The organism is Vibrio sp. D417a, from assembly GCF_030248595.1.
In the GTDB taxonomy this organism is placed as follows: Bacteria; Pseudomonadota; Gammaproteobacteria; order Enterobacterales; family Vibrionaceae; genus Vibrio; species Vibrio alginolyticus.
Map to the genome: position 1 here is coordinate 164687 of NZ_JAHGAM010000017.1, position 13850 is coordinate 178536.

Here is a 13850-nt window from a genome sequence, read left to right on the forward strand (position 1 = left end):
CGCTTGGCTCTAAAGTTAAACAACGATTATTCGCGATGATAAGGGTGGTTAGCGGTGATGCTCCACGCTCGGTACAAGCTTTCTGCCATTACGATACGCACTAGAGGGTGGGGTAGCGTTAAGGCAGACAATGACCAGCTTTGGTCTGCTGCAGCTTTGCATGCAGGAGCGAGTCCTTCAGGACCGCCGATTAATATTGATACATCACGGCCATCTAATTTCCAAGCTTCTAACTGCTCAGCGAGTTGAGGAGTGTCCCATTTTTTACCTGGGATATCTAACGTGACGATACGGTTGCCTTTTGGTACCGCCGCGAGCATCGCTTCTCCTTCTTTTTGCAGGATGCGAGCGATATCGGCATTCTTACCACGCTTACCAGCAGAGATTTCAATCAACTCCAACGGCATATCATGCGGGAAACGGCGACGATATTCTTGAAAGCCTTCCTCAACCCATTTTGGCATTTTTGTGCCAACAGCAATTAGTTGAATTTTCAAAAGATTAACCCCAGAGTTTTTCTAGCTGGTAGAGTTCGCGGTGCTCTTCTTGCATCACGTGAAGCATGGCGTCGCCCATATCTAGGACTACCCATTCACCTTCGTTTTCACCTTCCATTCCTAGTGGCTCAAGACCGGCTTTTTTCACTTCTGTTGCAACATGGTCAGCGATGGATGAAACGTGGCGTTTGGATGTACCAGTACAGATGATCATGTAATCTGTCACGCTTGATTTATCTTCCACATTTAGGACGATAATGTCTTCCGCTTTCATGTCGTCGGCTTTATCAGCTAAAAAGTCTTTCAGTTCTTCGCGAAGCACTCGGTTTTCCTCGGTTTGTCTCTTATCTCTAAAGTGTTTTACATTCTTGCTTGCAAAACAGGTCGCGCACTATATCACGCTTTGATTTTTAAATTGCCAGCTTAATATCAGGAGAGCAGGTTTCTAAGCTCAACTGATGAATAGTTGGCCATACAGACTCGTCATACTGAGTTTTGGCTTTTATCTCGGCTTGAGCCAACAAGGAGAGCAATGCACAAATACGACTCGCTGATAAGCGGGTCAGTGCTGCGTTATAGAGTGGACGCTTGTTTTGCCAAACTCGATATTTCTCAAATACCTGGTTCATTCCCATTTGAGTTAAGTCTTGATGCATATTTAAAAGTTGGCTCAACTCTTTTTGTACACTTCGAATCAAGATCACGGTCTCAACCCCTTCCGCCTCAAGTTGGCGAAGAATACGTTGTGCACGGTTTGCTTTACCTGCCAGTAAGGCGTCGATCCAGTTAAAGGTAGTGAAGTGATTATGGCGACTTAGGGCTTCCTCTAAACGTATGATGGTCAGCTCACCATCCGGATAGAGTAGGGCCAATTTCTCTAAGCTTTGTGTCAATGCAAATAGGTTACCTTCATGCCATTGAGCCAACATTTGCAGTGATTGCTGATCGGGTTTTAGTCCCAACGTGCGGCAACGTGTCTGAATGAACATAGGTAGGCGTTGAAGGTCTGGCGACAAGCAGCTTACCCAATCGCCTTTTGAGCTTAATGCTTTGAACCATTTCGCATTTTCTTGGGCTTTGGTCAGTTTGCTACCAACAATGACGAGCATGATGTCATCATGAAGCATATCACACAGTGTTTGCAGCTCTTTGCTGACGGCGGTTGTTACGCCACTTTCAGGAATTTCAAGCTCAATCAATTGACGGTTTGAAAACAGGCTCATCGCTTGGAAACAGTCGTAAACTTGGTTCCAGTCGATGCTAGCATCCACCGCAAAACGGTGTTTTTCCTCAAAACCTTGCTGAAACGCTGCCTTTTGGATTGCTTGGCGGCTTTCTTGAATCAGTAACGGCTCATTACCAAAGATTAAGTAAACCTGTTTAACTTGTTTAGTTAAATGATCCGTTAGCTTATCGGCATAAATTCGCATAGTGACTAAGAGTTTTTGTTCGCTGGCTCAGAGATTTGTCCTGCTTCATATTCGGCACGAATACGGCCCAACTGGCGCATCATCTGTTTTGCAGCTTGCAAGCGCATCTCGTCTTCAATTACGTCACGCTCAACAGATTTTGCAAGTGCGGTCAACGGGTTGTCTAGGTAGTTGCGGTTTACTGTTGTCGTAAAGTTTTTAGAACCATAGCCAGGAATTGTCACACGGTATTTTACTACGTATGTCAGCTCTTTTTCTGCTGCACGGCTATTTTGATAAAGCGATAGTGTACGCTCATCGATTGTCGCTTCCGTCAAATGAAGGTTGGGTACCGTCGATGATGGTTGAACAAGTTCAACTTTGTTCAGTTCGAGTTGAGAGCGAACATAGCGAGTTAATTCACTGTATTCATCGTAGCTGGAGAAAGACATAGTGTGCAGCTCTTCCGGTACGGAATACTTGCCGCGAAGGTGAAAACCACAGGCAGAAAGAAGCCCCGCTAATACCAATACCACTGGTAGTTTAATCAAAGAGAAAAAGCGCATTGATTGTATTCATCCTAAATTGAAGGGGTTATTTACCTTAAACCACTCATGTGAATGGTTTGAGGTAAATAAACAGGGTAGAAAACTACCCTGTTTAATGACTCTTGGTTAACAAATAAGTTCGCTAAACAGAGACAAATTGACAGCTGCGATTAGTTTGCAACGATGTTCAGCAGTTTACCTGGAACGTAAATAACTTTACGAATAGTCAGGCCATCAGTGAACTTAACCACGTTTTCGTCGTTTAGACCAAGCTGTTCGATATCGTCTTTAGAGATATCAGCTGGGACTGTTAGCTTCGCACGTAGCTTACCGTTAACTTGAACAACGATAGTTTTTTCGTCTTCAACTAGCGCTTTTTCGTCAAACGTCGGCCATGCCGCGTTATCAATGTCTGTTTCACCTAGTGCTGCCCATAGCTCGTATGAGATATGCGGAGTGATAGGGTAAAGCATGACAACAATAGCTTTCAGTGCTTCGTCAAGGATTGCACGATCTTGCGCAGATTCTTGAGGCGCTTTCGCTAGTTTGTTCATCAGCTCCATGATCGCTGCGATCGCGGTGTTGAATGTTTGACGACGAGCGATATCGTCCGTCACTTTCGCGATAGTCTTGTGAACGTCGCGGCGAAGTGCTTTTTGATCACCAGAAAGCGCTGAGGTATCTACTGCTTCTGCTGCACCTTTCGCTGTGTGCTCTTTCACTAGTTTCCAAACACGTTTTAGGAAGCGGTTCGCACCTTCTACGCCAGACTCTTGCCATTCAAGTGTCATGTCCGCTGGAGACGCGAACATCATGAATAGACGTACTGTGTCAGCGCCGTACTTGTCTACCATTTCTTGAGGGTCGATACCGTTGTTCTTAGACTTAGACATCTTGATCATGCCTGAGTGCGTTACATCACGACCTTCAGTGTCTTTAGCAGAAGTAATGCGACCTTTACCATCACGTTCAACGGCTACGTCTGTTGGAGCTACCCACTCTTTGCCGCCTTTCTCGTTCTCGAAGTAGAACGCATCAGCCAGTACCATGCCTTGACACAGTAGTTGCTTGAACGGTTCGTCAGAAGTTACGTAACCCGCATCGCGCAGTAGTTTGTGGAAGAAGCGTGAGTACAGTAGGTGCATACAAGCGTGCTCGATACCACCGATGTATTGATCTACTGGTAGCCAGTAGTTTGCTTTTTCTGGGTCTAGGATGTCGTCCGCTTGTGGTGAACAGTAACGCGCGTAGTACCAAGAAGATTCCATGAACGTATCGAACGTATCTGTCTCACGTAGAGCAGGTTCGCCGTTAAAGGTTGTCTTCGCCCACTCTTTGTCTGCTTTGATTGGGCTAGTGACGCCGTCCATTACCACGTCTTCTGGAAGAATCACTGGTAGTTGGTCAGCAGGTACTGGGTGAACTTCACCGTCTTCAGTCGTTACCATTGGGATTGGTGCGCCCCAGTAACGTTGACGAGATACACCCCAGTCGCGTAGACGGAAGTTTACAGTCTTAGTGCCTTTGCCCTCTGCTTCTAGCTTCGCTGCGATTGCGTCGAATGCCGCTTGGAATTCTAGGCCATCGAATTCACCTGAATCGAACAGTACACCTTTCTCAGTGTATGCTGCTTCAGAGATGTCTAGCTCGCTGCCATCAGCAGGCTTGATAACTGGCACGATGTCTAGACCGTACTTCGTTGCGAACTCGTAGTCACGTTGGTCGTGCGCAGGTACAGCCATTACCGCGCCTGTACCGTAGTCCATCAGAACGAAGTTTGCTACGTATACTGGTACTTCGCGGCCGTTCAATGGATGAATAGCAGTAAGGCCAGTTGCCATACCTTTCTTCTCCATTGTCGCTAGCTCAGCTTCTGCAACCTTGTTGTTCTTACATTCGTCGATAAACGCTGCAAGCTCTGGATTGTTCTCTGCTGCAAGAGCTGCAAGAGGGTGGCCGGCTGCGATACCCACGTAAGTCACACCCATTAGCGTATCTGGACGTGTTGTGTAAACTTCTAGGTCTTGTTGACCCTTAACTTCAAACTTCAGTTCAACACCTTCAGAACGACCAATCCAGTTGCGCTGCATGGTTTTCACCATTTCAGGCCAACCTTCAAGCTTGTCTAAGTCGTCTAGTAGCTCTTGAGCGTACTCAGTGATTTTGATGAACCATTGAGGGATTTCTTTTTGCTCTACAGGCGTATCACAACGCCAGCAACAACCGTCTTCAACCTGCTCGTTTGCAAGAACAGTTTGGTCGTTAGGACACCAGTTAACAGAAGAAGTCTTTTTGTAAACTAAACCTTTCTCGTAAAGTTTAGTGAAGAACTCTTGTTCCCAGCGGTAGTACTCCGGTGTACATGTTGCGAATTCACGGTTCCAATCGTAACCAAAGCCTAGAAGCTTAAGTTGGTTCTTCATGTATTCGATGTTTTCGTAAGTCCAAGGTGCTGGCGCAGTTTTGTTTTTTACTGCTGCGTTTTCTGCAGGTAGACCGAATGCGTCCCAACCGATTGGTTGCATCACGTTTTTACCTTGTAGGCGTTGGAAACGAGATACTACATCACCGATAGTGTAGTTGCGCACGTGACCCATGTGCAGTCGACCACTTGGGTATGGGAACATGGACAGACAGTAGAATTTTTCTTTATTTGGGTCTTCACTTACAACAAAGGTTTTGTTGTCATCCCAGTGCTTTTGAACTTTTTGTTCAATATCTTGTGGGTTGTATTGTTCTTGCATCGATGGTATCCGTTATCTTGGAATTTGTGAGTTCGGTTAGAACAGACTTAAATAGATCGTCATAGAATACCTAAAGCTAGGGATCACAACAATAGCCAATCTGTACCCATGCGCCCTTAAGTGACGCAGGTAGGAGAAAGATGGAGGTCAGTTATGCCTAAACGTAAAACAGGTTATGAGGAAATGCTCGAGGATGTGATTGAAACCTTGAAGCACAGTCCGGAAGAAGTTAACAAAGCGATTGAGACGTCGGGCAAAGTGGTGGATGCTGCTAATGACTTGACCAAAGATGAATTGGCTTTAATCAAAGCGTACCTTAAAGCAGACTTAAAAGAGTTTTCAGAGAGTTACGAGGATAGCAAAAGCGGTCCGTTTTACTTAACGATTGCGGATTCGATATGGCAAGGGCTGTTAGAGATTACAGACCGAACTAAAGTTGAGTGGGTTGAGTTGTTCGATGACTTAGAGCATCAAGGGCTATATGAAGCAGGAGAGGTGATAGGCTTAGGCACTTTAGTTTGTGATGAGTGTGGTCACAAGACAACGTATAACCACCCAACAGTAATCATTCCGTGTATTAAGTGTGGTCACAAAGGCTTTACTCGTCAGTCATTAAAGCCATAAATGGCGAGTAACGACTGTATAATGCAATGAATAAAAAAGAGGCTTAGTCGCCTCTTTTTTGTCTTTTCTACTTTCAAGCTGTTATCAGCTCTGTTTTCTTCTTAAACCGAAAGCCAGCGCTAAACTTAACCCTACCCAAATATACAATGGCCAAGTACCAACGATTCGATATGGCGTTTTCCCATCGGTTGGGGTGAGCTCTGCGCGCAGTACTGCAGTTTCAAACTGCGGAACTTGCTCAACGATTTTACCCTTGTGATCGGTTACCGCTGTTAATCCATTGTTAGTCGAGCGGATGAGCGGTTTGCCCAACTCTAAGGCACGCATACGGGCGATCTCCATATGCTGAAGAGGGCCGATAGAGTGACCAAACCATGCATCGTTTGAAAGCGTTAGAATGAAGTCTGTTTCGTCAGTCACATTTTGACGCACTTGCTCATTAAAGATGATCTCATAGCAAAGCGCTGGTGCCATGTGCATGCCATTCGCAACGATGTTTGGCTGTACAAAAGCCCCACGGCTAAACGATGACATCGGTAGGTTAAAGAATGGCGCTAATGGGCGCAAAATATCTTCAAATGGTACAAACTCACCAAACGGTAGTAGGTGATGCTTATGGTAACGTTCGCTTAAATCGAAGCTGTAGTCACCGTATGGTGTGATGCCGAGGGACAGAATACTGTTGTAGAACTGTCGATCTTCAGCTTGGTTGACGACACCGGTGATGATTGCGCTGTTATTCATTTTTGCAGCGCTGTCGATATTGCTCAAAAATGAAGGCACTTCAATTTCAAAAGCGGGAATTGCTGCTTCTGGCCAAACGATAATGTCAGCGTCCCAGTTTTCACGAGTTAAGTCAGCATATTTCATGATGGTTGGCCAGCGTTGACTTGGTAGCCACTTTAGGTTTTGGTCTACGTTACCTTGAATCAGTGCGAGCTTAGTCGTGTCTTCTGGTCGGGGTGTTACCCAATCGTAGTTGCGAATCCCAAAGCCAGTACTGAGTAATACCGCAGGGATAATCACCATCAGCCACTGCTTATGAATCCATGCATAGGCTAACGCCCCTGCGCTGATAAGGATAAATAGAGTAAGCAGTTCTACGCCGCCAATTGGTGCAAAGCTTGCGAGTGGAGCATCTATCTGGCTATAGCCTAGCCATAACCAAGGGAAGCCGGTCATCACCCAACCACGCAACCAATCACTTATCAGCCATAAAGCAGGTGCAGCGAGAAGTGCTTTTGTGAGCGTAAATTGAGGAAACAGCTTGTTGTTGAGCCAAGCAAATAAGCCTGAATAAACAGCCAAGTAGGCAACAAGTAAGCCCATTAAAAATAAATTGGCAATGAGCGGCATACCGCCAAAACCGGAGATACTGACGTAAACCCAGCTAACGCCAGTTGCAAATTGACCTAACCCCCAAGCATAACCAATCCATAGTGCGCGTTTCGGAGTTTGGTTAGCAAGAAGAATCAGTAGAATTGCAGGGCTAAGAATGGCAATAGGCCACAGCTGGTAAGGAGCGAAAGCGAGTGTAGTAGAGGCGCCAACAAAAGCGGCCACTAAGGGCCGCTTAAGGCGATGAAAGAGTTCATTCATCATTGTAATTTCTGAGATTCCCAATGGGTATCGCGTTACTCTTGAGTGGCTTCAACCAGGGTTTCTTCGTCTGGGATCGTCACTTGGAGTTGAATGACACGACGGTTATCGGCAGCGGTGACTTTGAAGTTGTAGCCTTCAATTTCAACCAGTTCACCACGAGAAGGTAAGTGACCAAAGGCAGTCATGACCATACCACCAACGGTATCAACTTCCTCATCGCTGAAGTTGGTTCCGAATGTCTCATTAAACTCTTCGATGGTTGTCAGCGCTCTGACAGCAAACGTATGCTTGCTCAGCTTACGAATGTCCGTCTCTTCACTTTCATCGAATTCATCTTCAATATCCCCGACGATTTCCTCAAGGATATCTTCAATGGTCACAAGACCAGAAACACCACCGAATTCATCGACAACAATGGCCATATGATAACGTTCTTCACGGAATTCTTTCAGCAGTCGATCAACGCGTTTACTTTCCGGTACTACAACCGCTGGTCGAATGACTTCTTCGATATCAAATGGATTACTGCCTGAGCCTAAGTATTTAAGTAAGTCCTTCGCTAGAAGTATGCCTTCCACATGGTCTTTATCTTCGCTGATCACAGGGTAGCGAGAGTGTTGAGCATCGGTAATCAAAGCAACCAAGGTATCAAGGTCGTGAGTACGCTCAACGGTAACCATTTGCGAACGCGGGATCATAATGTCACGCACACGCATTTCGGAGATTTCCATAACACCTTCGAGCATATCGCGAGTGTCATGGTCAATCAGGTCGTTAACTTCAGAGTCGCGGATAACATCCACAAGCTCTTGGCGATCTTTTGGTTCGCCCTGAAATAGTTGACCTAGACGTTCAAAGAAGGACTTTCTACTCGGACCTTCTGCCTTTTCTTTCTTATCTTCGTTAGAAGAGGGAGAATTATCTTCGTTCATTGTTTCTCAATTAAGTAACGCTATCAGAAGTGTGATAGCACACATAGAGAGGCGAACACGAGAGTCATTTAGGTGGTTCGCCTTTCCCTGTCGAGTGGCCAATAGCTACTCTTTTTCAGCAATGTAAGGATCTTCATAACCCATACCTTGCATGATTTCGGTTTCGAGGGACTCCATCTCTTCGGCTTCGTCATCCTCTATATGATCATAACCTAGCAGATGCAAGCTGCCATGTACAACCATATGCGCCCAATGTGCTAGCAGAGGCTTGCTCTGTTCAACCGCCTCTTTTTCAACAACTTGGCGGCAAATAATCAAATCACCAAGTAAATCTATTTCCATACCAGGAGGTGCTTCAAATGGAAACGACAACACATTAGTTGGTTTATCTTTGCCGCGATACTCATGGTTGAGCGTATGACTTTCTTGTTCATCAACAATACGAATGGTGACTTCGGCTTGTGGCTGGAAGAGAGGAATTGTCTTATCTAGCCACAATTGGAAATCTTGCTGCGAAGGCAGACCTTCTTCATTTTCGACTGCCAGTTGCAGATCAAGTTCAATCGCCATGATTATTCCTTAGTTGAAGCAACTTGTGCATTCAGTTCGGCTTTTGCTGCTTCTAGTAACTTCGCATCGCGTTCTTCACGACGGCGTTTCTCGAACTCTTTACGCTCTTTCTGGTCTTGTGCTTCCCACTTCTCGTACGCGTTAACGATACGAGCAACCACAGGGTGACGTACAACGTCGTCGGCTAAGAAGAAGTTAAAGCTGATGTCGTCAACTTCGCTTAGTACTTCAATAGCATGACGAAGACCCGATTTCGCACCACGAGGTAAGTCAATCTGCGTGACATCACCAGTGATAACCGCGCGAGAGTTAAAACCAATACGCGTTAGGAACATCTTCATCTGTTCAACTGTGGTGTTCTGACTCTCATCAAGAATGATAAAGGCGTCGTTTAGAGTACGACCACGCATGTAAGCAAGAGGGGCAACCTCAATCACGTTACGTTCAATCAGCTTCTCTACGCGCTCAAAGCCCAGCATTTCAAATAGGGCGTCGTATAGCGGACGTAGGTATGGGTCGACTTTCTGGCTTAAATCACCAGGTAGGAAGCCCAATTTCTCACCAGCTTCAACCGCTGGACGAGTAAGTAGAATACGGCGGATCTCTTGGCGCTCTAGTGCGTCAACAGCTGCTGCTACAGCAAGGTAGGTTTTACCTGTACCTGCCGGGCCAATACCAAAAGAAATATCATGCGTGACCATGTTAACCAAGTACTGCGCTTGGTTTGGCGTACGTGGTTTGATCACACCTTTCTTGGTTTTGACGAAGACTTCTTTACCATGCTCGATATTAGACTCAGTATTCTGCTCAAGAACACCAGACTCTTTGATCGCTAGATGGATTTGCTCAGGCTCAATATCTGGGATCTCACCTCGTACAGGTGCGGTATCAACATATAGAGTTTTCAGGATATCCAGCGCAGCTGATGCGGTATGAGGTTTACCGACAATCGTAAAGTGGTCACTACGGTGGTTAATTTCAACGCCTAGACGACGTTCTAAATGCTTGATGTTGTCATCGAATGGACCGCACAGGCTAGCTAGTCGGCGGTTGTCTGAAGGTTCTAGGTTAATTTCTAGAGTTACGATTTTATTGCTCAATGTTGCCTCTCATTTTTTGCCACTTAGTGAGAGCCTGATAACGACCAGGCTCTCTATGGCTATTTATACGAGCTTACGGCGTAAAAGTAGCTACACCCAGCTCATCTTCGCGACGTGTTTTCGCCATCATCTGCGTTGGGGAAATCACACTACGAAGATCCATGTCTTTTTCAGTACGTACTAGCTCACCACGCAGTGAGTTTGCAAATACGTCTACGATCTTCACATCAACGAACTGACCAATTAGGTCTGCACTACCTTCAAAGTTTACTACACGGTTGTTTTCTGTACGAGCGCGTAGTTCCATTAGGTTTTTCTTCGAAGGACCTTCAACTAGAACACGTTGTTCTGTGCCAAGCATTAAGCGAGAGTAACGCATCGCTTGAGCATTGATAGTTTGCTGTAGTTCGTAAAGGCGCTCTTTCTTCACTTGTTCTGACACATCACAAGGGTAATCCGCTGCTGGCGTGCCTGGACGTGGAGAGAAAATAAAGCTGAAGCTCATGTCAAAGTCTACATCTTTGATTAGCTTCATGGTGTCTTGGAAGTCTTTGTCTGTCTCACCAGGGAAACCAACAATAAAGTCTGAACTGATTTGAATATCAGGACGAGCTTTACGCAGTTTACGGATGATCGATTTGTATTCGATAGCGGTGTGAGGGCGTTTCATCATCGTTAGGATACGGTCACTACCACTTTGCACAGGTAAGTGCAGGAAGCTCACAAGTTCTGGCGTATCTTCGTATACTGCGATGATGTCGTCTGTGAATTCTAACGGGTGGCTCGTCGTGAAACGAATACGGTCGATACCATCGATAGACGCAACCAAACGAAGCAGTTCTGCAAATGAACAGATCTCACCATCGTGCATAGGACCACGGTACGCGTTTACGTTTTGACCCAGAAGGTTTACTTCACGTACGCCTTGTTCAGCAAGTTGGGCGATTTCGAACAGTACGTCATCCATTGGACGGCTTACTTCTTCACCACGAGTGTACGGTACGACACAGTAAGTACAGTACTTAGAGCAGCCTTCCATAATAGAAACGAATGCTGTCGCACCTTCAGCGCGAGGTTCAGGTAGGCGGTCGAATTTTTCGATCTCTGGGAACGAAATGTCCATAACTGGTGCATCATCGGACTGAGATTGTTTGATCATCTCAGGTAGGCGGTGCAAAGTTTGTGGGCCAAAAATAACGTCAACGTATGGTGCACGTTCACGAATATGGTCACCTTCTTGCGTTGCTACACAACCACCTACACCGATAACTACGCCAGGTTTTTTATCTTTTAGTGTTTTCCAGCGGCCTAACTGGTGGAAAACTTTCTCTTGCGCTTTTTCACGGATCGAACAGGTGTTAAGTAGAAGTACGTCTGCTTCCTCTGGCTCTTCCGTCAGCTCGTAGCCGTTTGCAGCATTAAGCAGGTCGGCCATTTTTGATGAATCGTATTCGTTCATCTGGCAGCCCCAGGTTTTAATTAGCAGTTTCTTACTCATCTCACTTTCGCTCGTTCAGTTGTACTTAAATCGGAGAGCTATTGCTCAAATTATAGCCGCCATCACGGCGGTAAGCGGCGTATTGTACTGCTTTAAAAAGCACCTGACTAGTGATCTAGCTAATTCTCTGCAAAGCCTGATGAAATCTAGTTTTTCGCCCTATGCAGAACAAGGTTTTTTGTTAAACAATTTTGTAAAAATAGCCATGGAAAGTACAATAAAAAACGCCAATTAATCAGCACGATGAAGAGTGAAAAATGAACAAGTATGACATCGCCGTGATCGGTGGCGGTATGGTTGGGGCAGCCGTCGCTGTTGGATTTGCCAAGCAGGGCAGAAGCGTTGTCTTGGTCGAAGGTACAAAACCTAAAGTTTTTGATGCCGCTCAGGCGATGGATATTCGTGTATCTGCAATCTCGCACCAGTCGGTGGAGTTACTTGATTCACTCGGAGCATGGCCAGAGATCAAGAGCATGCGAGTTTGTCCTTATCGGCGCTTAGAAACTTGGGAGCACCCAGAGTGCCGTACTCGTTTTCACTCTGATGAATTGTCATTGGATCAGCTAGGTTACATCGTTGAAAACCGCCTAATCCAATTAGGTCTTTGGCAAGTCTTCTCTCAGTATGAAAATCTAACCGTGATGTGTCCTGAGCGATTAAAAGCCATTGAGTTTGCAGATGTAAATCTTGTGACACTAGAAAGTGGGGCGCAGTTTGAAGCTAACTGGGTGATTGGTGCTGATGGTGCAAACTCTAAAGTTCGTCAATTGGCTGGAATTGGTGTAACTGCGTGGGATTACCGACAACACTGCATGTTGATTAATGTGAAAACAGAATTGCCTCAGCAAGATATTACTTGGCAACAATTTACACCTTCAGGCCCACGTTCATTTTTACCTCTGTGCTCTTTGAGTAACGACGATGGTCAAGTAGTAGGCCAAGGTTCTTTGGTTTGGTATGACTCGCCTAAACGTATTAAACAACTGTGTGCGATGAGTAAACCTCAACTAAGAGAAGAAATTTTACGTCATTTCCCTGCTGAATTAGGCGATATTGAAGTTTTACAGTTTGGCTCATTCCCACTCACTCGTCGTCATGCGCAAAGCTACTCAAGCAAAAATTGCGTGTTAGTGGGTGACTCTGCCCATACGATCAACCCGCTTGCAGGGCAAGGGGTAAACTTAGGCTTCAAAGATGTAGACGTTCTCCTTTCGGTAACAGAACAACAAGAAAAGCTGGAAGATACCTTACTCGCGAAATACGAACGCGCACGTCGACCTGACAACTTACTCATGCAGACGGGCATGGACTTTTTCTATAAAGGTTTTAGCAACGATCTAGGGCCATTGAAGTTCGTACGTAATGCTGCATTGAAGCTTGCTGAAAACTCAGGGCCAATTAAGGCTCAAGTACTGAAATACGCGTTAGGTATGTAGTAAGCTACTCAAATCACAGATAGAAAAAAAGCGAGCCATGAGCTCGCTTTTTTAATTCGGCAAATCTAATGATTTCCCGAGTCCAGAACCAAAAAAAGAAAAAACCCAGCAAAGTCATGCTGGGTTTTCCGATAATGGTGCGGAAGGAGAGACTTGAACTCTCACACCTTGCGGCGCCAGAACCTAAATCTGGTGCGTCTACCAATTCCGCCACTTCCGCAACTTAATCTATAGATATCAAGATAATTGGTAAAATCTCAATATCGTTGTATATGGCAGGGCTACCTGGATTCGAACCAGGGAATGGCGGCATCAAAAGCCGCTGCCTTACCGCTTGGCGATAGCCCTACAGCGTAAATAGTCAAAGACTACTTAACCTCTCTTATCGAGAGAAAGAATGGTGCGGAAGGAGAGACTTGAACTCTCACACCTTACGGCGCCAGAACCTAAATCTGGTGCGTCTACCAATTCCGCCACTTCCGCGTATTCTGATAGTGTAGATTAATTTAAGATGGTGCGGAAGGAGAGACTTGAACTCTCACACCTTGCGGCGCCAGAACCTAAATCTGGTGCGTCTACCAATTCCGCCACTTCCGCATCTTAAATCTACGTGACTGATAGCTTATGATAGCAATCTAATCAATGGTGGCTACGACGGGATTCGAACCTGTGACCCCATCATTATGAGTGATGTGCTCTAACCAGCTGAGCTACGTAGCCATTTTAAACTTTTGATCAAGAATGGTGCGGAAGGAGAGACTTGAACTCTCACACCTTGCGGCGCCAGAACCTAAATCTGGTGCGTCTACCAATTCCGCCACTTCCGCAACTTGATCTGTAGATATCAAGATAATTGGTAAAATCTCAATATCATTGTATATGGCAGGGCT

At 45.6% G+C, this 13850-nt stretch carries 12 protein-coding genes and 6 tRNA genes; 2 read left to right on the top strand and 16 right to left on the bottom strand.

The window, feature by feature from the left end; genetic code table 11:
• Positions 1-26: 26 nt before the first annotated feature.
• The 5 genes from rlmH to leuS form a co-directional block, all read right to left on the bottom strand.
• Positions 27-497, bottom strand: coding sequence for a 23S rRNA (pseudouridine(1915)-N(3))-methyltransferase RlmH (gene rlmH, locus KI742_RS17095; RefSeq protein WP_017821762.1), 471 nt, complete (start codon positions 495-497; stop codon positions 27-29).
• 4 nt (positions 498-501) lie between these two features.
• Positions 502-819 carry a ribosome silencing factor gene (gene rsfS, locus KI742_RS17100; RefSeq protein ID WP_005373015.1) on the bottom strand — a complete coding sequence of 106 codons (318 nt, stop codon included), beginning with the start codon at positions 817-819 and terminating at the stop codon, positions 502-504.
• 88 nt (positions 820-907) lie between these two features.
• On the bottom strand, positions 908-1927 hold the full coding sequence (gene holA / locus KI742_RS17105) for a DNA polymerase III subunit delta (RefSeq protein WP_005384123.1): 1020 nt from the start codon (positions 1925-1927) through the stop codon (positions 908-910).
• Positions 1928-1932: 5 nt separating this feature from the next.
• Positions 1933-2472 carry an LPS assembly lipoprotein LptE gene (gene lptE / locus KI742_RS17110; protein WP_285385675.1) on the bottom strand — a complete coding sequence of 180 codons (540 nt, stop codon included), beginning with the start codon at positions 2470-2472 and terminating at the stop codon, positions 1933-1935.
• Positions 2473-2624: 152 nt separating this feature from the next.
• The gene (gene leuS / locus KI742_RS17115) at positions 2625-5198 is read right to left on the bottom strand and encodes a leucine--tRNA ligase (RefSeq protein ID WP_005384121.1); all 2574 of its coding nucleotides are present in this window, start codon (positions 5196-5198) and stop codon (positions 2625-2627) included.
• A 153-nt stretch (positions 5199-5351) separates the two neighbouring features.
• On the opposite strand from leuS, the gene KI742_RS17120 reads away from it, so the two are divergent.
• Complete coding sequence (locus KI742_RS17120) at positions 5352-5822, top strand: zinc ribbon-containing protein (RefSeq protein ID WP_005373024.1); 471 nt, start codon at positions 5352-5354, stop codon at positions 5820-5822.
• Between the two features lie 84 nt (positions 5823-5906).
• On the opposite strand, the gene lnt is transcribed toward KI742_RS17120, so the two are convergent.
• The 5 genes from lnt to miaB form a co-directional block, all read right to left on the bottom strand.
• A complete protein-coding gene (gene lnt / locus KI742_RS17125) occupies positions 5907-7424 on the bottom strand; it encodes an apolipoprotein N-acyltransferase (RefSeq protein ID WP_005384119.1) in 1518 nt (505 codons plus the stop codon).
• Positions 7425-7456: 32 nt separating this feature from the next.
• A complete protein-coding gene (corC, locus tag KI742_RS17130) occupies positions 7457-8356 on the bottom strand; it encodes a CNNM family magnesium/cobalt transport protein CorC (protein WP_005384118.1) in 900 nt (299 codons plus the stop codon).
• A gap of 105 nt (positions 8357-8461) precedes the next feature.
• Positions 8462-8926, bottom strand: coding sequence for an rRNA maturation RNase YbeY (gene ybeY / locus KI742_RS17135; RefSeq protein WP_005373030.1), 465 nt, complete (start codon positions 8924-8926; stop codon positions 8462-8464).
• 2 nt (positions 8927-8928) lie between these two features.
• Entirely contained in the window at positions 8929-10026 is a 1098-nt protein-coding gene (locus KI742_RS17140; RefSeq protein WP_005373033.1) for a PhoH family protein, read from the bottom strand.
• A 73-nt stretch (positions 10027-10099) separates the two neighbouring features.
• Positions 10100-11524 (bottom strand): tRNA (N6-isopentenyl adenosine(37)-C2)-methylthiotransferase MiaB, encoded by a 1425-nt coding sequence (miaB, locus tag KI742_RS17145; protein ID WP_005373038.1) that lies wholly within the window; start codon positions 11522-11524, stop codon positions 10100-10102.
• Positions 11525-11781: 257 nt separating this feature from the next.
• Here miaB and KI742_RS17150 point away from each other — a divergent pair, with 257 nt between their 5' ends.
• On the top strand, positions 11782-12960 hold the full coding sequence (locus KI742_RS17150) for a 2-octaprenyl-3-methyl-6-methoxy-1,4-benzoquinol hydroxylase (protein ID WP_005384117.1): 1179 nt from the start codon (positions 11782-11784) through the stop codon (positions 12958-12960).
• Positions 12961-13095: 135 nt separating this feature from the next.
• On the opposite strand, the gene KI742_RS17155 is transcribed toward KI742_RS17150, so the two are convergent.
• The 6 genes from KI742_RS17155 to KI742_RS17180 all read right to left on the bottom strand — a co-directional run bounded on the left by KI742_RS17155 (position 13096) and on the right by KI742_RS17180 (position 13787).
• Positions 13096-13180, bottom strand: a tRNA-Leu gene (locus tag KI742_RS17155).
• 53 nt (positions 13181-13233) lie between these two features.
• Positions 13234-13308: transfer RNA gene (locus KI742_RS17160), tRNA-Gln, on the bottom strand.
• A 50-nt stretch (positions 13309-13358) separates the two neighbouring features.
• Positions 13359-13443: transfer RNA gene (locus KI742_RS17165), tRNA-Leu, on the bottom strand.
• 29 nt (positions 13444-13472) lie between these two features.
• Positions 13473-13557, bottom strand: a tRNA-Leu gene (locus tag KI742_RS17170).
• A 46-nt stretch (positions 13558-13603) separates the two neighbouring features.
• Positions 13604-13680, bottom strand: a tRNA-Met gene (locus KI742_RS17175).
• A 22-nt stretch (positions 13681-13702) separates the two neighbouring features.
• Positions 13703-13787, bottom strand: a tRNA-Leu gene (locus tag KI742_RS17180).
• Positions 13788-13850: the final 63 nt, after the last annotated feature.

Coding starts and splice junctions, on each gene's coding strand:
- holA (WP_005384123.1), bottom strand. CDS start 1,927: ATGCGAATTTATGCCGATAAGCTAACGGATCATTTAACTAAACAAGTT.
- lnt (WP_005384119.1), bottom strand. CDS start 7,424: ATGATGAATGAACTCTTTCATCGCCTTAAGCGGCCCTTAGTGGCCGCT.
- lptE (WP_285385675.1), bottom strand. CDS start 2,472: ATGCGCTTTTTCTCTTTGATTAAACTACCAGTGGTATTGGTATTAGCG.
- corC (WP_005384118.1), bottom strand. CDS start 8,356: ATGAACGAAGATAATTCTCCCTCTTCTAACGAAGATAAGAAAGAAAAG.
- ybeY (WP_005373030.1), bottom strand. CDS start 8,926: ATGGCGATTGAACTTGATCTGCAACTGGCAGTCGAAAATGAAGAAGGT.
- miaB (WP_005373038.1), bottom strand. CDS start 11,524: ATGAGTAAGAAACTGCTAATTAAAACCTGGGGCTGCCAGATGAACGAA.
- KI742_RS17150 (WP_005384117.1), top strand. CDS start 11,782: ATGAACAAGTATGACATCGCCGTGATCGGTGGCGGTATGGTTGGGGCA.
- KI742_RS17120 (WP_005373024.1), top strand. CDS start 5,352: ATGCCTAAACGTAAAACAGGTTATGAGGAAATGCTCGAGGATGTGATT.
- leuS (WP_005384121.1), bottom strand. CDS start 5,198: ATGCAAGAACAATACAACCCACAAGATATTGAACAAAAAGTTCAAAAG.